Here is a 21279-nt window from a genome sequence, read left to right as displayed (position 1 = left end):
CGGCCCCCGCGCCGGTCAGCTCACCCGTTGGTGGGGTTTGGCCGGGGTGGGCGGACCGCTCACCAGGTGCTCGGGTCGCCCCAGGTGCGCACCGGCCCCTCCCCGGTCACCGGGACGGCCACCAGCTCGGGCAGCGAGACCCCGACCGGCCGCCGGTCGAGCGCGCCCGCCAGCGGGTCGCACGGCGTCGGCTCCCCGTTGCAGATCAGCACGGCGGCCCCCGCGCGAGCCGCCAGCGGCACCAGGTCCGAGGCCGGGCTGACCACCAGCGACGTGCCCGCGACCAGCAGCAGGTCGCAGTCGACCACGGCCGCCCGCGCCGCCCGCAGCACGTCCGGGTCCAGCGGCTGCCCGAACGCGACCGTCGTGGCCCGCAGCACCCCGCCGCAGGCCGGGCAGTCCGGGTCGTCCTCCCCGTCCCGCACCCGCTCCAGCGCCTCCCGCATGTCCCCCGGAGACCCGCAGTCGGTGCACGCCGTGCGCAGCAGCGACCCGTGCAGCTCGACCACCCCCCGCGTCCCGGCCCGCTGGTGCAGCCCGTCGACGTTCTGCGTGAGCAGCGCCCGCAGCCGCCCGGCGCGCTGGAGCTCCACGAGCGCCCGGTGCGCGGGGTTGGGCTCGGCGGTCCACACGGGGTGGTGCAGCCGGGCACGCCACACCCGCCGCCGCACCTCGGGGTCGTTCAGGTACTCGTCGGGCGTGGAGGACCGCCCCGCCTCGGTGACGCCGCTGAGCGAGCCGTGCGGCCCCCGGAAGTCCGGGATGCCCGACTCGGTGGAGACCCCGGCCCCGGTCAGCACCGTGATCCGGCGGGCGGCGGCCATCGCTTCCTGGGGCGTCACCACACCACCGTGTCACGTCGCGCACCGGGGCCGGGAGCCGGGTGGGCGTACATAATCGCCCGTGACAGGGGCAGGTGGTGGCGGTGGGGCGGTGGGGTTCGGGCGGTCGGGTCGCCGGGGTGGTCGCGCTGGTGGCGGGGGTGCTGGCGGGGGCCTTGCTCGTGGGGCAGGCGGGGCGGTCCGGCACGTCCGCGCCGGGTGGTGACGGGCCCGGCGAGGTGGTGGCGGGCTTCCTCGGGGCGCTCGCCCGGAACGACCTGGGCGCCGCGTGGGCCGCGATGGCGCCCGCGGAGGCCGCCGTGGTCGCCGACCACGGGCGCGCGCTCGTCGCCGAGGGGAGCCGGGTGGGGCTGGTCGGCGCGCCGCCCTCGGTGCGCGGCGCGGGCGTCGTGGTGGGCGGGACCAGGCGGATCACCGAGCGGCTGGCCGTCACCGGCGTGGTCGGCGGGTGGTTGACGGCGTCGAGCGCCACCGGGGACGTGGTGACCGGGCGGCTCGCGAGCGCGCTGGGCGCCGTGCCGTCGCCTGGGGGCCGGGACTGGACGGTCGACTTCGGCGCGCGCGGCGCCGGGGCGGTGGAGATCGCCACCGTCGAGGTCGGCGGCCGGTGGTACGCGAGCGTGCTGCACACCGCCGTGCACGCCGCGCTCAGGGGCAACGGGCTGGACTGGCCGCGGCGGGGGATCGAGCCGAGCGCCGAGAGCTCGCCGGGAGCGGCCGTGCGGCGGTTCACCGGGGCGCTGCTGGCGGGCGACCTGACGACCGTGATCGCGCTCCTGCCGCCGGACGAGATGGCGGCCGTCCAGGCGGCCGGGCCCGCGCTGGTGGACCTGGCGGGGCCGGTGCCGGGCGTGGTGGGCGTGCGGGACGTCGAGGTCGACGTGGCCGAGACCACCGAGGGCGCCCGAGCGGTGGTGCGGGCGCTGACCCTGACGACCGGGGGCTTGAGCGGCCGGTTCACCCGCGAGGGCGCCTGCTACGTGCCGGACACCCCGGCCCGGCCGCTGTGCGCGAACGACCTGGCCGCCCTGCTCACCCCGCCGCACGCCCCGCACGGGACCCCGGACGTCCTGGCGCGGCTGTTCGACCGGCTGCTCGCCGAGGGGGTGCCGCTGGTGACCACGCGCTCGTCCGCCGGGTGGCACGTCAGCCCCGCCCGCACGCTCGCGCGGGCCCTGCTGACCGCGGCCCCCGCGCTGACGCCCGCCGACCTCGGGGTGCTGCTGGCCGCGTTCTGAGCGGGGCCGCTAGCCGGGCACCGCGGCGGGTGGCGGCCCCAGCAGCAGCACCTTGCGCGCCGCCCCGGCCAGCGCGTCCGCCAGCTCCACCTCGGGCCCCGCCGTCAGCAGCGCGGTCTCCCCGGCGGCGCGGGCGAACCGCTCCGGGTCGACCTCCGCCTCCGCCCGCAGCAGCAGCACCGAGTCGCCGACCCGCTCGGGGAAGTCCTCCGGGTCCACGTCGACCTGCCCGAGGGTGAACGGGTGCACCACGACCTCCACCGCCAGCACCCGGTCGCGCAGCTCCTGCCGCGCCCACCCGTCGCTGCCCATCAGGAACAGCACGCCGACGCCCTCCACGCAGTGCCTGCGCAGCGCCGCCGCGGCCCGCTCACCGGGCGTCCCGGCGGGGTCGACCAGCAGCACCGGCACCGGAACGCCCGGCTCGTCGGGGCGCACGCCGTCGACCAGCCGCAACCGGGGGCTCATCCGCGCCCGCCCGCGCTCCGGCCGACGATCTCCCGCGGCACCGGTCCGGTGGTCGCCATCCAGGTCACCCCCTGCGCGATCCGATCACCCAGGCAGCCAGGGTAGCGGCCACCACCAGGCCCGAGGCGGTCACGGCGGACCACCCGAGCGCGGGCGCGAGCCCGACCCGCCCGCCGAGCGCCCCGAGCACCGCGCCGACCGGCGGCGCCACCCCGAGCGGGTAGGCGGCGACGGTCAGCGCCAGCGCCGCCACCGCCGTCCACCCGGCGCGCACCAGCACCGGTCGCGCGCACAGCAGCCCGACCCCGACGCCCGCGACCGCGCACACCAGGTTCGCCGCGAGCCCCGTCAGCACCACCGGCGCCGGGTAGGGCCTCGGCTGCGTCAGCACCGGGGCCAGCGTGCCGACCACCGCCGCCCCGCAGGCCCACACCAGCGCGGCCAGCGCCACCCCGACCCGCGTCCGCGCCCAGCCCGCGGTGGTCGTGGTGACGGCGTGCCGAACCGGGTCCTCGGTCCCGGCGACCACGACCGCCAGCCACACCGACACCGGGTACAGCAGCGCGCTCGACCCGATGTAGGACTGCGGCGCCTCGCCCGCGTCCCCGGCGTAGAGCATGGCGAGCACGGCCAGGAGCAGCAGCACCGGAGGCAGGAACCGCTGCCCGCGCGCGACGTCGGCCACCAGGTAGCGCACCAGCGCGAGGAGCCTCACGACCGCACCCCGCGCACCGAGCAGCCCAGCCGCAGCGCGAGGGCCAGCACCTCGTCGCTGCGCCCCGGCTCGACCTCCAACCGCACCGCGTCCCCGCCCCGCTCGGCCACCAGCACCCCGTCCGCCGCCTCGACCTGCTCGAACACCGCCCCGGCCCGGTCCAGCTCGACCACGACCACCCGGTCCCGCCCGCCGCCGAGCACGACCTGCCGCGCCCCGGCCAGCTCGCGCCCGGTGTGGTCGGTGACCAGCACCCCGACGCCGTCCGCGCGGGCCGCCTCGACCAGCCCGGCCAGCGCGGCGCCCGCGCGGGCGTCCAGACCGGACCACGGCTCGTCGAGCACGACCAGCCCGCGCGCGTGCAGGGCCTGGGCGAGCGCGACCTTCTGCGCGTTGCCCTTGGACAGCGCGGACATCGGCCCGTCCGGGTCGCCCGCGAACCCGAGCGCCTCCACCAGCTCCCACCGGCCGGGGACCCCGCGCACCGCGGCGAGGTGGCGCAGGTAGTTCCGGGCGGAGAAGCGCACGTCGGGCGGGAACCGCTCGGGCAGGTAGCCGACGTCGCCGGCGCGGGCGACGCGCCCCTCGTCCGGCCTGACCAGCCCGGCCGCGACGCGCAGCAGGGTGGACTTGCCGACCCCGTTGCCGCCCGCGACCACGACCAGCCCGCCCGCGGGCACGTCCAGGTCGACCCCGCGCAGCACCCAGGGCCCGCGCCCGTACCGCTTGCCGACCCCGTCGAGCCGGACCGCGCTCGGGCCCGCGCTCCCCGGTCCCGCGCCGCGCCCGGCGCCGCCCCGCCCCGTCGAACCCCGCCCCCAGCCGCTCACCCGCGACACCCTCCCACCGGCCCGCTCCCGCCCTGACGTGCCACGCCGCCCGCGCCCACCCGGCCCAGCGGGGTCCCGCACCCGGACCGCGCGCCTCCCCGCCGCCTCGGACCAACCTCGCGGGTCAGCTTGAACCCCCATACAGGACACGCGTACTGTTTAGGGCGAGAGGGCGCCGCACCCACAGGTGCGGAAGACTCACGGATGTTCCCCTACCGACTTATGCGCGTCACCAGAGTCACCAGATGGAGTTGGACGTGACTGCACCAGCGAGCAAGGACAGCTTCGGCGCCCGCGGCACGCTCTCGGTCGGCGACGCCTCGTACGAGGTGTACCGACTGAGCGCCGTCGAGGGTGCGGAGCGCCTGCCGTACAGCCTGAAGATCCTGCTGGAGAACCTGCTCCGCACCGAGGACGGCGCGAACATCACCGCCGACCACGTGCGCGCGCTCGGCGCCTGGGACCCCAGCGCCCAGCCGAACAAGGAGATCCAGTTCACGCCCGCGCGCGTGGTCATGCAGGACTTCACCGGCGTGCCCTGCGTGGTCGACCTCGCCACCATGCGCGAGGCCGTGACCCAGCTCGGCGGCGACCCGGCGAAGGTCAACCCGCTGGCCCCGGCCGAGCTGGTCATCGACCACTCGGTGATCGCCGACATCTTCGGCCGCCCGGACGCCTTCGAGCTGAACGTGGACCTGGAGTACGAGCGCAACAAGGAGCGCTACCAGTTCCTGCGCTGGGGCCAGACCGCGTTCGACGAGTTCAAGGTCGTCCCGCCGGGCACCGGCATCGTCCACCAGGTCAACATCGAGCACCTGGCCCGCGTGGTCATGGTGCGCAACGGCGTCGCCTACCCGGACACCCTGGTCGGCACCGACAGCCACACCACCATGGTGAACGGCATCGGCGTGCTGGGCTGGGGCGTCGGCGGCATCGAGGCCGAGGCCGCGATGCTGGGCCAGCCGGTGTCGATGCTGATCCCGCGCGTGGTCGGCTTCAAGCTGCACGGCGAGCTGCCCGCGGGCGCGACCGCCACCGACCTGGTGCTCACGATCACCGAGATGCTGCGCAAGCACGGCGTGGTCGGCAAGTTCGTCGAGTTCTACGGCTCGGGCGTCGGCGCGGTGCCGCTGGCCAACCGCGCCACCATCGGCAACATGAGCCCGGAGTTCGGCTCCACCTGCGCGATCTTCCCGATCGACGGCGAGACCATCGACTACCTGAAGCTGACCGGCCGCTCGGCCGAGCAGCTGGCGCTGGTCGAGGCGTACGCCAAGGAGCAGGGCCTGTGGCACGAGGCCGACCGCGAGCCGGTGTACTCCGAGACGCTGTCGCTGGACCTGTCGACGGTCGTCCCGTCGATCGCGGGCCCGAAGCGCCCGCAGGACCGCATCGAGCTGGCCGCGTCCAAGACCGCGTTCCGCCAGGCGCTGGGCGCGTACGTCTCCGACAGCGAGCCGACCTCGGCCTCCAGCGTGGACGAGGCCGTGGAGGAGACCTTCCCGGCCAGCGACCCGATCTCGCCCGCGAACGGTGACAACGGCGGCGCGCCGCGCGTGGTCCACTCGGCCGCGACCGGCAGCGAGGGCCGCCCGTCCAACCCGGTCAAGGTGACCCTGGACGGCAACGAGTTCGAGCTGGACCACGGCGCCGTCGCGATCGCCGCGATCACCTCGTGCACCAACACCTCGAACCCGTCGGTGATGATCGGCGCGGCGCTGCTGGCGAAGAAGGCCGTGGAGAAGGGCCTGGAGCGCAAGCCGTGGGTCAAGACCACGCTGGCGCCCGGCTCCAAGGTCGTCATGGACTACTACGAGCGCGCCGGCCTCATGCCGTACCTGGAGAAGCTGGGCTTCCACCTGGTCGGCTACGGCTGCACCACGTGCATCGGCAACTCCGGCCCGCTGCAGGAGGAGATCAGCGCGGGCATCAACCACGGCGACCTCGCCGCGGTGTCGGTGCTGTCGGGCAACCGGAACTTCGAGGGCCGGATCAACCCCGACATCAAGATGAACTACCTGGCGTCCCCGCCGCTCGTGGTGGCGTACGCGCTCGCCGGCTCGATGGACAAGGACATCACCACCGAGCCGCTCGGCACGGACAACGAGGGCAAGCCGGTCTACCTGGCCGACATCTGGCCGTCGCCGCAGGAGGTCTCGGAGGTCGTCGGCTCGGCGATCTCGCCGGAGGGCTTCGCCAAGGGCTACGAGAACGTGTTCTCCGGCGACCAGCGCTGGCAGTCGCTGCCCACGCCGACCGGCAACACCTTCGAGTGGGCCGACGACTCCACCTACGTGCGCAAGCCCCCGTACTTCGAGGGCATGGAGATGGAGCCGAAGCCGGTCACCGACATCAGCGGCGCGCGCGTGCTGGCGCTGCTGGGCGACTCGGTCACCACGGACCACATCTCCCCGGCCGGTTCGATCAAGGCCGACTCGCCCGCGGGCAAGTACCTGACCGAGCACGGCGTGGACCGCAAGGACTTCAACTCGTACGGCTCGCGGCGCGGCAACCACGAGGTGATGATCCGCGGCACCTTCGCGAACATCCGCCTGCGCAACCTGCTGCTCGACGACGTCCAGGGCGGCTTCACCCGCGACTTCCTGGCCGAGGGCGCGCCGCAGACCACGATCTACGACGCGTCGGCGAGCTACGCCGAGGCGGGCGTGCCGCTGGTCGTCCTGGCGGGCAAGGAGTACGGCTCCGGCTCGTCCCGCGACTGGGCGGCCAAGGGCACCTCGCTGCTGGGCGTGCGCGCGGTGATCACCGAGTCGTTCGAGCGCATCCACCGGTCGAACCTGATCGGCATGGGCGTCCTGCCGCTCCAGTTCCCGGCCGGTGAGTCGGCGTCGTCGCTGGGCCTGGACGGCACCGAGGTGTTCGACATCTCCGGGGTGACCGAGCTGAACAACGGCTCGACGCCGGAGACGGTGAAGGTCGTCGCGAAGAAGGCCGACGGGTCGACCGTCGAGTTCGACGCGGTCGTGCGCATCGACACCCCCGGTGAGGCGGACTACTACCGCAACGGCGGGATCATGCAGTACGTGCTGCGCAAGATGGTGCGCAGCTAGTCCTGAGCGGTGCACGGGGGGCCGTCCGCGCTTCGGCGCGGGCGGCCCCTGCGTGCGTCACCGGGTCAGCAGATGTACTCCGTGCGCTGCGCCCACCACTCCAGGTGCGGCGCGGTCTTCGACCCGACCCGGCCGTCCAGCACGAGCCCGGCGCCGAGCGCGTTCGCGCACTGCTGGAACTTGATCACCTTGCCCTCGGTGTCCCGCCCGAAGTCCCCGTCAACGGAGATGATGTGGTAGGCGTCCGGGCTGACGGCCCAGTTCAGCAGGCACTGCACCCGCCTGACGTAGGGCCCGCTGTCACCTAGACCGACGTCCCGCGCCGTCGCGGACGGGCAGTTGAGCAGCGCCCCGACCCCGCCGGGCGCGGCCACCGCCGTCCCTCCCGCGAGCACGACGCTGAACAGCGCGGCCAGCAGCACCAAGGCTCGTCGACCCATGACTTGTTCCCCTTAGCTCTCGACACACCGGAAGTGCGGATGAGAACTGCGGTCTCCCGCCCGTGGCGCTCAGCAGGCGAAGTCCTCGGGATGCTCGGCCCACCACAGCAGGTGGAGCATCGTCTTCGCCCCGAAGCGGCCGTCCACCACGAGCCCGGCGCCGAGCGCGTTCGCGCACTGCTGGAACCGGACCAGCCTCCGGACGGTCTCCGGCCCGGCGACCCCGTCCACCGGGAGCGGCTCGTACTCCGGCGGGCGGAGGACCAGGTTCAGCAGGCACTGCCCCCTGCGGACGACCTGATCCGGTTGCCCCGGACCGGGATTCGACACCAAGTGCCCCGGCGGGCAGTCCACCGCCGCGACCCGAGCGACCGCAGCCGCCCCGCCCGCCGTCCCCACGCCGAACAGCGCCGCGAACAGCACCGCGAGCAGCGCCAGCCCTCCTCGTCCCATCACGCTCCCCCCACCCGCCGCCCCTCGCCGGGTTCGTCCCATGCTCGGCCGCCTGCCGTCGCCGGGACAACTTCTTCGAGCAGGCTCGAAAACCTCGCCTGGACCAGCAGCGGCCCGCTCCGGCACCGGCTGCTCAGGTAGCGCCCCGCCCCCTGCCAACGGCCCGAACCCGGATACCAAGCGCCGATCCGCCACCACCGCCGCTCGCCTGGCGTCACCACCGTGAGAGCACTGGAACTCCTGGGCGCCTTCCTCGCCCTGAACGGTCTGCTGGGCGCTGCCCGCGATGTGCTCGGTTTCGGCCCCGGCGGGTTGATCTCGCACGTCCCCGGCGTCGCGGCCAACGAACTGCTGGCCAACGTGCTAGTGCTGGTGGTCGGGATCGCGCTGACCGCGTTCGCGCACAGCAGGCTGCGGGACGGCGACGTGCGCTGATGCCCGCCCCGTCCCGCCGCGGCAACCGCGACTGGCTGGTCGACGGCGCGATCTTCGCCCTCGCCGCCTGCTACGCCCTCGGCTACCGCACCCAGCTCACCGACCTGCCGCCCTGGCTGCTGCTCGCCGACCAGCTCGCCGCCGCGCTCGGCTGCGCCCTCCTGTGGGCCCGCAAGCGGCACCCGGTGCCGGTCACCGCGGTCCTGGTCGTGCTGGGCGCGCTGTCCCTGCCGGTGCAGGGCATGGCCACGTTGGCGCTGTTCAGCCTGGCCTTGCACCGCCCGCCGCGCGCGGTGGCCGCCGTCGGGGTGCTCGCCCTGGTCACCGCGCCGGTCTACCCACTGCTGCGCGCGGCCCCCGAGCTCGCACCGGTTGTGGAGTCGTTGCGCGAGTGCGCCGAGCAGGCCGAGCGGGAGCACGAGCGGGCCCAGACGGCGGCGCGGGCCGAGCGGGAACGGATCGCGCGCGAGGTGCACGACGTGCTGGCCCACCGGTTGTCGCTGCTCAGCGTGTGCGCGGGCGCGCTGGAGTACCGGGTGGACGCGGACCGGGTGCAGGTCGTGCGGGCGGCGGCGGTGATCAGGGAGACCAGCCACCTGGCGCTGCAGGACGTGCGCGAGGTGATCGAGGACTCGGTGGAACCGGGGATGCCCGAGGCGGTCGGGCGGGCGGCGTACCGGGTGGTGCAGGAGGGGCTCACGAACGCGCGCAAGCACGCGCCGGGGCAGGACGTGCTGGTGCGGCTGTTCGACCGTCCCGGCGCCGACCTGGTCATGGAGGTCCGCAACCAGCTGAGGACCGCGCTCCCGGTGCCCGGCGCGGGCACGGGGCTGACTGGGTTGGCGGAGCGGGCCGCGCTGGTAGGCGGCGAGCTGGAGCACGGGGTGGGCGCGCACGGGCACCGGCTGTGGGCGAGGCTTCCCTGGTGATCAGGTTGCCGCTGGTGGACGAGGACCCACTCATGCGCGCCGGACTGGCGTGGATGCTCGGCGGCACGTCCGACGTGGAGATCGTCGGCGAGGCCGCCGACGGGGCCGAGGCGGTGCGGGCGGGAGCGGGACGTGGGCTCGCGGTGGCGCGGGGGTGGTCGAACGCGCGGATCGGCGACGAGCTGCACCTGAGCGTGCCCACGGTGAAGGCGCACGTGTCGCGGGTGCTGACCAAGCTCGGGGTGGGGAACCGGGTGCAGATCGCCCTGCTGGCGCGAGACGCCGACCTGACCTGATCTCAGACGTCGTAGTCCCCGTCCCGCACGCCCGCGACGAACACCGCCCACTCCTCGTGCGTGAACACCGCCGTGCCCGCGTCGGGGCGCAGGTTGTTGCGCACGAACACGGCGTCATCGGTGAACCGGGTCTCGACGCAGGTCGTGCCGTTGGTGGTGCGGCGCGGAACGAACCACTCGTCGTGCTTCAGAGGCATGTCCCCAGTATTTCACCGTTGTCCCGGCGCAACGCCGACGAACTCGCGCATGTGCTGGGTGCTCGCCTCCCGGCTCAGCGCCATGCCGCGCATCAGTTCGAGGTGGTGCGTGGCGCGCTCGACCACGGATGCCTTGTCCTGCACGGTTTCCCGGCCGTAGCTGTCGGTCAGCAGGATGTCCGGCGCGGGCGGTGGGAACCGGTGCAGGGTCGCGAGCATCCCCCTGAAGGCGTGAATCCCCGCCGAGTAGGGCATGACCTGCACGATCACGTTGTCCGTGGTGGTGTTGAAGCGGATCAGGTGCTCGATCTGCTCGCGCATGACGTCGGGGCCGCCGATGCTCACCCGCAGCGCGCCCTCGCCGAGGATGCACCAGTAGCGCAGCGGAGGGCGCTCGGTGCGGGTCAACAGCTTCCCGCGCTCCAGACGCAACTCGACCAGCCGCTCGACCTGCTCGTCCGAGCGGTCGCGCGAGCCCCACTCCAAGGTGGCCCTGGCGTAGGCGGGGATCTGGAGGATGCCGGGGATCAGCTCGCCCGAGTAGCAGATCGACGAGATCGCCTGGGCTTCGAGGTCGACGATCCGCCGGTGGTTGTTGGGCACGGTGGCCGCCGTGTACGGGCCGGGCGCCCGCCGCCCGCGCGAGTTCCGCGCGAACAGCAGCAGCTCACCGCGCTCGTCCCCCATGACCCCGTAGTGGTCGAGCAACCGCTCCAGCTCCACCGGCTTGGGCCGGGACCGCCCGGTCTCCAGGTCCCCGATCTTGGAGATCGTGCACCCGAGCAGCAGGGCCGCCTGGTCCCGCCCCACCCCGGCCTGCTCCCGCATCCGCCGCAGCGTGGCCGCGATCTGGATGTGCTCGGGCTGAACCTGCCGCATGTCCTCACGTCCCCCTCGCTGGCACGGTGGCGCAATCTAGCGCCTCTCCCACACGAGCAAGGTCACCCAACTGGGTAAATGTCATTTCCTACGCACGTAGATAACGTGTGTCACCACCACCCGCCGACCTCCGGGAGCCCTCGAGTGCCCACCACCCAGACCGCGTCGACCTGGCTCTACCTGGAGGAGGGCAGGCCGGTGGTCTGCCGCCCGGACTCCCCGGACCGCGCCAGCCTGATGATCCTGGGCCCGGTGGAGGTGACCCTGGAGATGCCGACCCCGATGCTCCGCGCCTGCCGCGACGCCCTCGACGAGGCCCTGCGCACACTGGAGGCGGACGACCCGGACGCCTGACCCGCCCCGCTCACCACAACGGCCGCACCACGCTGATCCCGTTGGCCCAACGGGGTTTCCCCGTCCCGCTCGCCGACCACCTTTAGGTATCTCCGGCCGCTGCGGAAAGGAGGCCCGTGGTCCTGCTCCTGTGGTGGCTGCGCAACGACTCCCTGGGCCGCACCAGGGTCTGGTTCCCCCTCGCCCCCGCGCTGGCGCTCACCGCGACCTGGGCCCTCTTCGCCTGGCCCGACGGCCTCACCACCGCCCTGCTGGTCGGTTTCGCCGTCACCGAGATCGCCGTCGACCACGTGTGGTGGCGCCGCGACCAGCGCGCGGAGGGCATGAACCGCGAGGAGCTGTGAACGGGCCCGACCGCCGGGAGGAAGCGGCCGGGCCCGCAGGATCAGGACGGCCGAGCGCCGCCCGACCCGGTGCTCACCCGGCAGCTCGCGCCAGCACCAGCGCGAACCGCCCCTCCGAGTCGGTCCACCACCGCCGCACCGCGAACCCGGACTCCCCCAGCTCGCGCTCCAGCCCGTCGCGCCGGAACTTCGCCGACACCTCCGTCCGCAGCTCCTCCCCCTCCGCGAAGTCGACCTCGATGCCCAGCCCCGGAACGGGAACCCGCATCGCCCGCCCCGCCCGCAACCGCATCTCGATCCACTCCCGCTCCGGGTCCCACCGCGCGACGTGCGCGAACGCGTCCGGGTCGAACCCCGCGCCCAGCTCCCGGTTCAGCACCCGCAGCACGTTCCGGTTGAACGCGGCCGTCACCCCGGTCGGGTCGTCGTACGCCCGCACCAGCACCTCGGGGTCCTTCACCAGGTCCGCGCCGAGCAGCAGCCACTGCCCGGCCCGCAACGACTCCCGCACGGCCGCGAAGAACTTCCCGCGCTCCTCGGGCAGCAGGTTCCCGATGGTGCCGCCGAGGAACGCCACCAACCGCCCGTCCGACGCCGGGAGCGCGCCGAGGTGCTGGGTGAAGTCCCCGACCACGCAGCGGACCCGAACGCCGGGGTAGTCGTCCGCGAGCCCGGACGCCCCGGCCAGCAGCGCCGACTCGGACACGTCCAGCGGCGTGAACCGGCGCAGCGTCGGCCGCAGGGCGTCGAGCAGCAGCCGGGTCTTCACCGAGAACCCCGACCCCAGCTCCACCAGCTCCGCCGCACCGGTCAGCTCCGCGACCTCGCCCGCCCGCGCGGTGAGGATCTCCCGCTCGGCCCGCGTCGGGTAGTACTCGGGGAGCCGGGTGATGTCCTCGAACAGCGAGCTGCCCACCTCGTCGTAGAACCACTTGGGGGACAACCACTTCGGCGTGTCGGCCAGCCCGGCCGCGGCTTCCTCGCGCAGCGCGCGCGCCGCCTCGTCGGGGGTCAGTCGCACGTCAAGCTCGGTCATCGTCGTCCTATCGCTCGAACGTCCACAGTAGACTCGGAGGCCACCACGACCGAGCGGTCGGGCGCCTCGCGCCAGCCGTCACCGGTGTCCAGCGGCTCGGAGGCCACCAGCACCCCGCCTTCGTCCCGCCTGAACCACAACGAGTGCGTCCAGGTCGTGCCGATCACGACGCCGTGGCCGAGCAGCAGCAGGTTCAGCCGCGAGCCGGGGGCGGCGGCGTCCACCTCGCGCAGCACCGACACCACCGCCTCCTCGGCGCCCGCCCCGGACCGCAACCGGTCCAGCACCAGCGCCCACAGCAGCGCCGAGTCCGTCGGCGCGTCGAGCGTCAGCAACCGCTCCACCGGAAGCCCGGAAGCCAGGCCCGCCAACGACTTCGACCACTCGGGCACCTTGCCGTTGTGGCTGAACAGCCAGCCGTCGCCGGAGAACGGCGCGCACGCGGTCTCCACCACCGGCATCCCGACCGTGGCCGAGCGCACCGCCGCCAGCACCGCGCCCGACCGCACGACTCGGCCCAGTGAAGCCAGGTTCTCGTCCGCCCAGATCGCCCCGGCCCGCCGGTACCGGGCGACCTGCCCGTCCTCGGCGGCCCACCCGACCCCGTACCCGTCGGCGTTGACCGTGCCACCGCGCCGCATGTCCGCTGGCGCGTGCGACTGGTGCTCCAGCGAGTGCGGCGGGTCGAACAGCAGCGCCGACAGCGGGACCGGCCGCCCGAGGTACCCCAGGTGCCTGCACACCTAGCCCTCCACCGCCCCGCGCGCGACCTCCGGCGACGCGTCCCGCGCGCACCGGAACCCGGCGAAGACCTGCCGCCGGATCGGGTAGTCCCAGTTGCGGAACGTGGCGCGCACCGCCACCGGGTCCGTGCCGAACGAACCGCCGCGCAGCACCTTGTGGTCCGCGCCGAAGAACACCTGCGAGTACTCGGCGTACGGGAACACCTCGAACCCGGTGTAGCCCCGGAAGTCCGAGCTGGTCCACTCCCACACGTCGCCGACGAGCTGGTGCACGCCCAGCGGCGACACGCCCTTCGGGTAGGCGCCGACCGGGGCCGGGGACAGGTGCCGCTGGCCGAGGTTGGCGTGCTCGGGCGTCGGGTCGTCGTCGCCCCACGGGTAGCGCAGGGAGCGCCCGGTGGCCGGGTCGAAGCGGGCGGCCTTCTCCCACTCGACCTCGGTGGGCAACCGCTTCCCGGCCCACCGCGCGTAGGCCTCGGCCTCGTGGAAGCACACGTGCACCACCGGTTGCGCGGGGTCGAGCGGCGCGGTGACGCCGAACGCGCGCCGGTGCCAGGCGTCCCCGGAGCGCGACCAGAAGCGCGGGGCCTCCAGGCCCGCGCCCTGCACGTGCTCCCAGCCCGCGGGGCTCCACCAGCGCGGGTCGCGGTAGCCGCCGTCGGCGATGAACTCGGTGTACGCGCCGTTGGTGACCGGGGTGGTGTCGATGAAGAACGGCGCGGTCACGACCTGGTGCGCGGGCCGCTCGTTGTCCAGGGCCCACGCCTCGGTGGAGGTGCCCATGGTGAACGGGCCGCCGGGGACCAGCACCTCGGGCGGCCCGACCGGACCGCCGGGCGGCGGTGGCGGGGCGTGCAGCACCGGGGCGCCCGCGCGCAGCTGGTGGGTGGCCAGCATGGTCTCGTCGTGCTGCTGCTCGTGCTGCACGATCATGCCGAACGCGAACGCCCCGTCGAGCAGCCGCGCGCCTTCCAGCGGGGTGCGCTCCAGGACGTCGAAGACCTTGTCGCGCACCTCCCGCACGTAGCCGCGCGCCTCGCCGGGACCGAGCAGCGGCAGCCCGGGGCGGGCCGCTCGGGCGTGCTTGAACGCGTCGTACAGCTCGTCGATGTCGGAGCGCACCGGATCGCGGCCACCGACGTCGCGGACGAGCCAGAGCTCCTCCTGGTTGCCGATGTGGGCGAGGTCCCACACGAGCGGTGACATGAGCTTCGAGTGCTGGCGCACCAGGTCGTCGTCGTCGACGGCGTCGGTGAGCGCGGCGCTGCGGGCCCTGGCCCTGGTGAGCTGGTCCGCGACTGTCGCGCGCAGGTCTTCGGCGCTGGTCATGAAAGGCCCCCTCCGGACTGGTGTGCAGTGCTGTCAGCGGGTTCTTCTCAGCGTTCCCCGGTCGAGCGGCGCCCGGTTCAGCGGCGCTCGACCGGTGGCGCGCTCCTCCGGGTGCGGAGGGAGCGCGCTCCTCGTTGCGGGTAGCTGGTCGTGGGGGCAGCACGAGCCGGTTCCGCGCCCGTTGCTCGGGTGTGGCGGCGCCGGGGACTGCCGGGGTGTCGTCGCGGTCGGGGCGACGGGACTCGCACCGACCTCGTGGGGAGGGGCCTCGCGCGGACCTTCGGCCGGTTCGACGGCGGTCGCGCGGGCGCGGGCGCTGCGGCGGGGTGGCGCGACGTCGTCGGCGCGCCGGGGACCGTCAGCGACGCCGGGCGAGCGCGCGGTGCAGCTCGTCGGCGACCACGTCGGCCTGCGCGGGCGACAGGTCGGTGCGGTGCAGCGCGGCGCAGCCCAGCTCGACGACCTGCGCGGCGACGCGGGCCAGCACCGGGTCGTCCAGCCCGTACCGGGCGGCGGTGAGCCAGCGCCGCACCGCGGGACCGGTCGCCTCCAGCACCGAGTCCACCACGGACGGGTGAGAGAAGAGGGCGGCCAGCAGCACCACCGGGGGAATCCAGCCGCCGGGACCGGGCGTGTCCAGGTAGCGGATCTCCAGGTAGCCGCGCGGGCGGACCGGCGGGAACTGGAGCGTCAGGTGGTAGTCGAGGTCCTCGGTGGTGGGCCTGCGGTCGAGCGCCCCGTCGACCCAGTCGGCGAAGGTGAGGAGGTGCGGCGGGATCCAGTCCGGTCCCGGCCTGCGCACCACGATGACCGGCGCGTCCAGCACCCGGCGCGCCCAGGCCGAGGCCGGGTCGTCGCACACCGCGCCGGGGCGGCAGCGCACCGGGTCGGTGCCGTAGAGGGTGCGCATCCGGGCGCTGGCCCAGTCCGGGCGCAGCCCGCCGACGCCGGGCGAGTTCGCGAACAGGGCCATCAGCGCGGGCCCGAGCGCGTGCGCGGCGGCCCAGCGGGTGGCCACGTCCGGGCCCTCACCGGCGTCGAGGCACACCTGGAGACCGGCGGTGCTGCACATCATGGTCAGGCCGTCCGGGCCGAGCGCGTCGAAGGCGTGCTGCATCGCCCGGTAGCGGGGGACGTCCAGCAGGCGGCGCGGCGGGCGGAACGGGTCGGCGCCCCGGTCGCCGAGGGTGAAACCGGCCGGTTCGAGCAGGCCGGCGAGGTGGTCGACGTCCGACGCGACGGTCTTGAGCAGCTCGGTGAGCGAGTCGCGCGGCGGGGTGGAGATCTCGACCTGGCCGCCGGGCTCGACCGTCAGCGGCGTGCCGCTGGGCAGCGGGCGCTGCGGGCTGTCCGGCACCAGGGTCGGGGGCGCGTGGTCGCCCAGCGCGGCGGAGAACAGCGCCGCGTCCACGGGTAGGGAGGGATCGCCCAGGTGATGGACGGTCCACTCGATCTCGACGCCGATGAGCCTCGGCGGTCCGTGCTTGAAGCACACCGACGCCACGTAGGCCTCGGCCTCCGCGCGGTCCCGGAAGGACGCGGGAGCCGGGCCGTGCGCCGGACTTGGGTGAACTGCGGCAACCATGCGCACTCCCCTGTCGGCCTCGGTCGGGCTCGACGCTACACCGGGAATACCGATCGACGCAGCGAACAAAACCCTTACGGATCAATGGGAATCGGGGGTGTCCGATGTGCACGCAGCGCCATGCCCCGCGAACGGTCCTTGAGCGGCGGTTTTCCACGTGGCCAGCAGCGCCCGCGAGGCGTCGACTCCCAGCGCGAGCTCCTCCAGCACGGCGAGCGCCTCCCGGTGCGGCCCAGCGCTCTCCACCCGCCCGCCGGAGTAGGCGACCGGGGGCGCGTCGGCGAACTCCAGGTAGACGAACGGCCTGGCCAGCGCAGGCCGCGCCCCGACCCCGAACGGCACCACCCGGACCGGCCACGGCGAGGCGGCGAGCGCCAGCAGCTGCCGAGCGTGCGCGCCGGGCCCGCCGACGGGGGTGTGCAGGACGGCCTCGTGCAGGTAGAAGGCCGAGTCCGGGGGCGGGGTCGACGGACCCGGCTCGACGTCACCGCCGCTCACACCGGCACTCCGGAGGTCAGCCCCGACGCCGCCCTGCCCGCTGCCCCAGGAACCACCCTGCCCGCTGCCCCAGGGGCCACCCTGCTCACCGTTCCCGAAACCGTTGTCGCCCCCGTAGGCCAGCGCGTAATCCGCAGTGCGCAACCACTCCGGCACGACCAGCACCTCGTAGCAGACCAGCGACCGGGCCCGCCGCTCATCACCCCGCTGGCTGCCGCCCACCAGGCGCACCAGGTCGACGACGTCGACCGCGATCCGCTTCGACGGTGACCGGAGCGGCCACGACGACACCCCGTCCCCTGCTCTCACGGAACCGCACCATACGTGTTCTGACCTGGCGTTTCACCGAGCGCCCGGAAAGTGCACCCCAAAGGATCACATGATTGACGGAACAATCCGTACGTACTGATTGGATTTCGCGGGCGGGTGCTGGGACGATCACCCGGTGCCCAGGGTGAGTCAGGACCACCTAGACGCCCGCCGCCGCCAGATCCTGGACGGCTCGCGTGCCTGCTTCGCGCGCTTCGGCTACGAGGGCGCCACCGTGCGCCGCCTCGAAGAGGGTACCGGCCTGTCCAGGGGAGCCATCTTCCACCACTTCCGGGACAAGGAGTCGCTGTTCCTGGCGCTGGCCGAGGACGACGCGATCCGCATGGCCGACGTGGTGGCCGAGCAGGGCCTGGTCCAGGTGATGCGAGAGCTGCTCGCAACCCCGCGCCACGACGACGGCGAGCAGCACCCGGCGGACTGGCTGGGCACCCGCCTCGAGGTGTCGAGGCGACTGCGCACGGACCCGGAGTTCCGCGGGCGCTGGGCGGAGCGCTCCAGCCAGCTCACCGACGCGACCAGGCAGCGCCTCCTGCGCCAGCGCGAGGCGGGCAACCTCCGCGACGACGTGGACGTGGCCGTCCTGACGTCGTTCCTGGAGCTGGTCCTGGAGGGCCTGGTCTCCCACCTGGCCATGGGCCTCCCCGCAGACGACCTGGAACCGGTCCTGGACCTGGTGGAGGAATCCGTCCGCCGCCACCGCCGCACAGGCTGACCCACCTCCACCGCACAAGCTGCCCCCAGGTCACACCCTCACCTGTTACGCGACAACCGGGTGGACAGTGAGTCGCCACAGCCTGCTGTGGCGCGTGCCGAATCGATCACCGAACCGGGCACCGCGTCAGTCCTCGTCAGCACGGGGAGGTGCGTTTCACGTGATGCGGCTGTACCTGCTGTGCGCGGGCCTGGCCAGACTCGCCGACGAGATGGTCGCCGTGACCCTGGTGCTGCTCGCGCTGGAGCGAACCGGCAGCTCAGCACTATCCGGCCTGGTGGTCGCCGCGTACACGATCCCGTCGGTGGTGTCAGGCCCACTGCTGGGCGCCTGGCTGGACCGCACCGCGCATCCCGTGGCCACCCTGGCAGGCAACCAGTTCGCACTAGCCGCCTCGGCTCTGGCCATGGCACTCCTGCCGAGCACGCCCGCACTAGCCGCTTCGGCGTTCCTGGCAGGCTTGGCCCTCCCCCTGACCAGCGGCGGCTTCACCAGCCTGGTCCCCAGACTCGCCACCGACCTCCCCCGCTCGACCTCGGACGACGCCCTGCTGTTCACCGCCGCAGCCATCGGCGGCCCGGCGCTGGCCGGCGTGCTGGCCGCGACGAGCGGACCGGTGACCGCGGTGCTGGTGATCGCGGCACTGGCCCTGACAGGCGGCCTGTGCACGCTACGGCTACGCGTCCCACCACACCCACCGGCCGACCACCCGCCCCTGGTCGTCGCCCTGCGCCGAGGTCTGCGCCACCTCGCGGCGACCCCACCGCTGCGCGGCACGACGATCGCCTCGGCACTGGGGTACGGCGCGGTGGGCCTGCTGGCGACGGCACTCCCAGCACGCCTGACCGAACTGGACGGCACCCCACACCGCCTGGGCCTGCTCATGGCCGTGCTGGAGACCGGATGCGCAGCAGGCCTCCTAGCACTGCGCCGCCACCTGGCCCGCTGGCCCCCGGAACGCGTAGTGCTCACAGCACTGGCCCTCTACGGCGCAGCCCTGGCCACCTGGCCACTGGCGAGCACCATCTGGACCCTGCTGCCCCTGGTAGCCCTCACCGGCCTGGTGGACGCCCCCGTCCTCCCGGCGACGATCAGCGCCAGGCAGCGCTACACCCCACCCGCCCTGCTGGGCCAGCTCTCCACGACAGGCGCAAGCCTGAAGATCGGCACGTACGCACTGGGCGCAGCAGCAGGCGGCGCCCTGCTGTCGACCTGGCCCCCGTCAGGGGTGATCTGGCTGGCCGCCGCAGGGCAGGTGATCGCTGCGACGCTCGGAGCAGCCGCCACTACGAACCGGAAAACCCTTCGCGTGACGCCCTAGTATCCCGCGCATGGCCGATCCCCGCCCCGCCCACGTGCACCGCATCCGGGTCCGCCCGGTCGACTGCGACCGGCGGGGCGTGGTGCACGCGTCCCGCTACCCGATCTTCTTCGAGGCAGCGATGGTGGAGACGGTCAGGTCGCTGCTCGGCTCGTACCGGGAGCTGGAGAAGCACGGCGTGGAGTTCGCAGTGGCCGAGACGTCGGTGCGCTACCTGGGCGAGGCGGGCTTCGACGACATGATGCGCATCAACGTGCGAGTGCGCACCCTGGGCAGCACGACGATGACCCTGGGCTTCGAGGCCGAGGTGGACGGAACCCCGGTAGCGGTCGGCTGGACCCGCTACACCGCCTGCGGCACCCCGGAACCCAGACACACCCCGATCCCGGACGAACTGCGGCGAGCCCTGGAACAACGCACCCGAGCCACCCGCAACGGCCACGGCAGCACCACGACACCCCTCACCAAACGCCCCTAACCCCACCCCCGCCCTCACGCCCCACGCGAGCACGCGCTCCACGGCTCCACGGCTCCACGGCTCCACGGCTCCACGGCTCCACGGCTCCACGGCTCCACGGCTCCACGGCTCCACGGCTCCACGGCTCCACGGCTCCACGGCTCCACGGCTCCACGGCTCCACGGCTCCACGGCTCCACGGCTCCACGGCTCCACGGCTCCACGGCTCCACGATGAGGCAATCAGGCACCGCAAGGCACATCCGCAAGCGCGCCCGGCCAGAGCCACCCACGAGAACCGCCATTCCCGGAACCGGCAGGCTGGACAAGCGGCCAGCGGGACACAAGCTGTCAGCGGGACGCAGGCAGTTGACGGGTCCCAGTCGGTTGGCAAGCAGCCAGCGTGTAGGTGCGTGCCTCGATCGCGATCCCGCTCGCCCCAGCGTCAGCACCAGTGCCAGTGCCAGTGCCAGCGCCAGTGCCAGTGCCAATGCCAATGCCAATGCCAATGCCAGCGCACGTGCCGGTAGCCCTCAGCTCACTCGATCACCCCTCCCTGCTGAGTGATCGGGCACCGAGAACCGCCGTGACCGCGCCGGTTCCCTCAGCGGTCGCCACCACTCGGCCGCCGGACAGCAGGGCCGCCGCCTCGGTCGTGTCCCCGGTCTCGGCGAACCCGGCCGCAGTCGCGAGCCGCCCACCCGGATCACACACCAGACGCACCTCTGGCCACGCCGTCTCGGGGAACGCCACCCGCACCGCCGCGCACAGCTCCCCCACCACCGCCCGCACCAGTGGCAGCACCTCGGTGGGCGTGTCGGTCACCAGTGCGATCGTCACCGGCACACCACAACGCGCCACCCGCTCCACCGCGCCCCAGCGCCGCACGCCCAGCACTGCGACCACCCCATCACCCGGCACGGCGACCACCTCGCCACCAGGCACAGCGAAACCACCAGCAGGCACAGCGACCGGCCCGCCACCGGTCACGGCAACCGACCCGTCACCAAGCGCCCAACCCACCCCGGCACCAGGCGCGACGCCTCTCCCGCGCACCAGGTCGACCAACCCCTCGGGGGTCGCCCACTCCCGGTCGTCCTCCCGCGCCTCGACCGCGGCCTCCGCAGGCGCCCACCAGTCGTCCATCACCAGCCCCGACAACCGCTCGCACGCGCTCACCACGTCGTACGCCGCAGGCGCCCCCGCCCCACCCGGCAGGGAGCCCAGCTGCCGCGCCCCGTGCAGCAGCGCCAGCACGAGCTCGGCCAAGCGCACCCGGCGGGTGTGGATCGGGCCGTCCCAGCGCACCCCGGCCAGGGCCTCGGCCGCCAGGCCGAGCAGCACGGCGTTGACCCCCGCCAGCGCGCCCAGCACGTCCGCCACCTCACCCGCCAGCTCGGGCGGCAGCGCGCGGCCGATCCCGTCGGGCACCGGCGCCACCCACGTCCTCGCCAGCGCCCCCAGCGCCTCCTCCAGGGTCCGCCCCGGACAGGCCCCCGGCGGGGGTGGGGTGCGCTCGACCAGGTCGGCCAGCACCGCCAGGTACAGCGCCCGCTTGCCGGGGAAGTTGGAGTAGACCGCGCCCCTGGTCAGCTCGGCGCGCTCGGCGATGGCGTCGACCCTCACGTCCCGGTACCCGCGCTCGGCGAACTCGGCGCGCGCGGCGGCCAGCACCGCGGCCCTCGTCCGCTCCTGCGTCTGCGCCCTGGTCAGCCGCGCCACGCCCACCACCCGCTCACCGGAACCCCTCCGCTCGACGCATCTCGTCCGCGATCAATT

The 21279-nt window shown here is 73.9% G+C and carries 24 protein-coding genes; 10 read left to right on the top strand and 14 right to left on the bottom strand.

Annotated elements, in window-relative coordinates; translation table 11 throughout:
- Positions 1 to 59: 59 nt before the first annotated feature.
- On the bottom strand, positions 60 to 824 hold the full coding sequence (locus CNX65_RS10905) for an SIR2 family NAD-dependent protein deacylase (protein ID WP_096492675.1): 765 nt from the start codon (positions 822 to 824) through the stop codon (positions 60 to 62).
- A gap of 101 nt (positions 825 to 925) precedes the next feature.
- Between CNX65_RS10905 and CNX65_RS10895 the strand changes: the two genes are divergently transcribed.
- Positions 926 to 2080, top strand: a complete 1155-nt coding sequence (locus tag CNX65_RS10895) for a hypothetical protein (protein WP_157767585.1) — start codon at positions 926 to 928, stop codon at positions 2078 to 2080.
- A 9-nt stretch (positions 2081 to 2089) separates the two neighbouring features.
- Here CNX65_RS10895 and CNX65_RS10890 read toward each other — a convergent pair whose 3' ends face one another.
- From CNX65_RS10890 to CNX65_RS10880, 3 genes are all read right to left on the bottom strand, one after another.
- Positions 2090 to 2548 (bottom strand): hypothetical protein, encoded by a 459-nt coding sequence (locus CNX65_RS10890; RefSeq protein WP_157767584.1) that lies wholly within the window; start codon positions 2546 to 2548, stop codon positions 2090 to 2092.
- 64 nt (positions 2549 to 2612) lie between these two features.
- A complete protein-coding gene (locus tag CNX65_RS10885; RefSeq protein ID WP_096492672.1) occupies positions 2613 to 3263 on the bottom strand; it encodes a hypothetical protein in 651 nt (216 codons plus the stop codon).
- On the bottom strand, positions 3260 to 4093 hold the full coding sequence (locus tag CNX65_RS10880) for an ATP-binding cassette domain-containing protein (protein ID WP_096492671.1): 834 nt from the start codon (positions 4091 to 4093) through the stop codon (positions 3260 to 3262). Before CNX65_RS10880 ends, CNX65_RS10885 begins: the two co-directional genes overlap by 4 nt.
- 257 nt (positions 4094 to 4350) lie before the next feature.
- On the opposite strand from CNX65_RS10880, the gene CNX65_RS10875 reads away from it, so the two are divergent.
- Positions 4351 to 7164: an aconitate hydratase gene (locus CNX65_RS10875; protein ID WP_096492670.1), complete on the top strand. Its 2814-nt coding sequence runs from the start codon at positions 4351 to 4353 to the stop codon at positions 7162 to 7164.
- Between the two features lie 65 nt (positions 7165 to 7229).
- On the opposite strand, the gene CNX65_RS10870 is transcribed toward CNX65_RS10875, so the two are convergent.
- Both CNX65_RS10870 and CNX65_RS10865 read right to left on the bottom strand, forming a co-directional pair.
- On the bottom strand, positions 7230 to 7604 hold the full coding sequence (locus CNX65_RS10870; RefSeq protein ID WP_157767583.1) for a peptidoglycan-binding domain-containing protein: 375 nt from the start codon (positions 7602 to 7604) through the stop codon (positions 7230 to 7232).
- Between the two features lie 69 nt (positions 7605 to 7673).
- Positions 7674 to 8057, bottom strand: a complete 384-nt coding sequence (locus CNX65_RS10865; RefSeq protein WP_096492668.1) for a peptidoglycan-binding domain-containing protein — start codon at positions 8055 to 8057, stop codon at positions 7674 to 7676.
- A 222-nt stretch (positions 8058 to 8279) separates the two neighbouring features.
- Between CNX65_RS10865 and CNX65_RS35255 the strand changes: the two genes are divergently transcribed.
- The 3 genes from CNX65_RS35255 to CNX65_RS10855 are packed head-to-tail and all read left to right on the top strand — an operon-like array spanning position 8280 to position 9717.
- Positions 8280 to 8492: a hypothetical protein gene (locus CNX65_RS35255; protein WP_157767582.1), complete on the top strand. Its 213-nt coding sequence runs from the start codon at positions 8280 to 8282 to the stop codon at positions 8490 to 8492.
- Positions 8492 to 9421: a sensor histidine kinase gene (locus tag CNX65_RS10860; RefSeq protein WP_096492667.1), complete on the top strand. Its 930-nt coding sequence runs from the start codon at positions 8492 to 8494 to the stop codon at positions 9419 to 9421. Before CNX65_RS35255 ends, CNX65_RS10860 begins: the two co-directional genes overlap by 1 nt.
- Entirely contained in the window at positions 9418 to 9717 is a 300-nt protein-coding gene (locus CNX65_RS10855) for a response regulator transcription factor (RefSeq protein WP_157767581.1), read from the top strand. The genes CNX65_RS10860 and CNX65_RS10855 overlap by 4 nt, the downstream gene beginning before the upstream one ends.
- A gap of 2 nt (positions 9718 to 9719) precedes the next feature.
- On the opposite strand, the gene CNX65_RS10850 is transcribed toward CNX65_RS10855, so the two are convergent.
- Together CNX65_RS10850 and CNX65_RS10845 are read right to left on the bottom strand one after the other, a co-directional pair.
- Entirely contained in the window at positions 9720 to 9914 is a 195-nt protein-coding gene (locus CNX65_RS10850) for a DUF397 domain-containing protein (RefSeq protein WP_096492665.1), read from the bottom strand.
- A gap of 12 nt (positions 9915 to 9926) precedes the next feature.
- Complete coding sequence (locus CNX65_RS10845) at positions 9927 to 10793, bottom strand: helix-turn-helix domain-containing protein (protein ID WP_096492664.1); 867 nt, start codon at positions 10791 to 10793, stop codon at positions 9927 to 9929.
- A gap of 144 nt (positions 10794 to 10937) precedes the next feature.
- On the opposite strand from CNX65_RS10845, the gene CNX65_RS10840 reads away from it, so the two are divergent.
- Positions 10938 to 11147 carry a hypothetical protein gene (locus CNX65_RS10840; RefSeq protein ID WP_096492663.1) on the top strand — a complete coding sequence of 70 codons (210 nt, stop codon included), beginning with the start codon at positions 10938 to 10940 and terminating at the stop codon, positions 11145 to 11147.
- Between the two features lie 116 nt (positions 11148 to 11263).
- On the top strand, positions 11264 to 11491 hold the full coding sequence (locus CNX65_RS10835) for a hypothetical protein (protein WP_096492662.1): 228 nt from the start codon (positions 11264 to 11266) through the stop codon (positions 11489 to 11491).
- 73 nt (positions 11492 to 11564) lie between these two features.
- On the opposite strand, the gene egtD is transcribed toward CNX65_RS10835, so the two are convergent.
- The 5 genes from egtD to CNX65_RS10810 all read right to left on the bottom strand — a co-directional run bounded on the left by egtD (position 11565) and on the right by CNX65_RS10810 (position 16991).
- On the bottom strand, positions 11565 to 12527 hold the full coding sequence (gene egtD, locus CNX65_RS10830; RefSeq protein ID WP_096492661.1) for an L-histidine N(alpha)-methyltransferase: 963 nt from the start codon (positions 12525 to 12527) through the stop codon (positions 11565 to 11567).
- Entirely contained in the window at positions 12524 to 13270 is a 747-nt protein-coding gene (gene egtC / locus CNX65_RS10825; protein ID WP_096492660.1) for an ergothioneine biosynthesis protein EgtC, read from the bottom strand. Before egtC ends, egtD begins: the two co-directional genes overlap by 4 nt.
- On the bottom strand, positions 13271 to 14599 hold the full coding sequence (gene egtB / locus CNX65_RS10820; RefSeq protein WP_096492659.1) for an ergothioneine biosynthesis protein EgtB: 1329 nt from the start codon (positions 14597 to 14599) through the stop codon (positions 13271 to 13273).
- A gap of 358 nt (positions 14600 to 14957) precedes the next feature.
- Positions 14958 to 16184, bottom strand: coding sequence for a glutamate-cysteine ligase family protein (locus tag CNX65_RS10815; protein ID WP_096492658.1), 1227 nt, complete (start codon positions 16182 to 16184; stop codon positions 14958 to 14960).
- 81 nt (positions 16185 to 16265) lie between these two features.
- Positions 16266 to 16991 carry a Scr1 family TA system antitoxin-like transcriptional regulator gene (locus CNX65_RS10810; RefSeq protein WP_157767580.1) on the bottom strand — a complete coding sequence of 242 codons (726 nt, stop codon included), beginning with the start codon at positions 16989 to 16991 and terminating at the stop codon, positions 16266 to 16268.
- A 136-nt stretch (positions 16992 to 17127) separates the two neighbouring features.
- Between CNX65_RS10810 and CNX65_RS10805 the strand changes: the two genes are divergently transcribed.
- The 3 genes from CNX65_RS10805 (at position 17128) to CNX65_RS10795 (ending at position 19523) form a co-directional block, all read left to right on the top strand.
- Positions 17128 to 17724, top strand: coding sequence for a TetR/AcrR family transcriptional regulator (locus CNX65_RS10805; protein WP_096492656.1), 597 nt, complete (start codon positions 17128 to 17130; stop codon positions 17722 to 17724).
- A gap of 163 nt (positions 17725 to 17887) precedes the next feature.
- The gene (locus CNX65_RS10800) at positions 17888 to 19045 is read left to right on the top strand and encodes an MFS transporter (RefSeq protein ID WP_218180890.1); all 1158 of its coding nucleotides are present in this window, start codon (positions 17888 to 17890) and stop codon (positions 19043 to 19045) included.
- Between the two features lie 10 nt (positions 19046 to 19055).
- Positions 19056 to 19523, top strand: coding sequence for an acyl-CoA thioesterase (locus tag CNX65_RS10795; RefSeq protein WP_096492654.1), 468 nt, complete (start codon positions 19056 to 19058; stop codon positions 19521 to 19523).
- Positions 19524 to 20046: 523 nt separating this feature from the next.
- Here CNX65_RS10795 and CNX65_RS10785 read toward each other — a convergent pair.
- Positions 20047 to 21228 carry a TetR/AcrR family transcriptional regulator gene (locus CNX65_RS10785; protein ID WP_232519781.1) on the bottom strand — a complete coding sequence of 394 codons (1182 nt, stop codon included), beginning with the start codon at positions 21226 to 21228 and terminating at the stop codon, positions 20047 to 20049.
- Positions 21229 to 21279 lie beyond the last annotated feature (51 nt).

This window comes from Actinosynnema pretiosum (assembly GCF_002354875.1).
Classification (GTDB): Bacteria; Actinomycetota; Actinomycetes; order Mycobacteriales; family Pseudonocardiaceae; genus Actinosynnema; species Actinosynnema auranticum.
The sequence above is the reverse complement of the archived record's forward strand: the minus strand, read 5'-3'. Positions and strand labels throughout refer to the sequence as shown.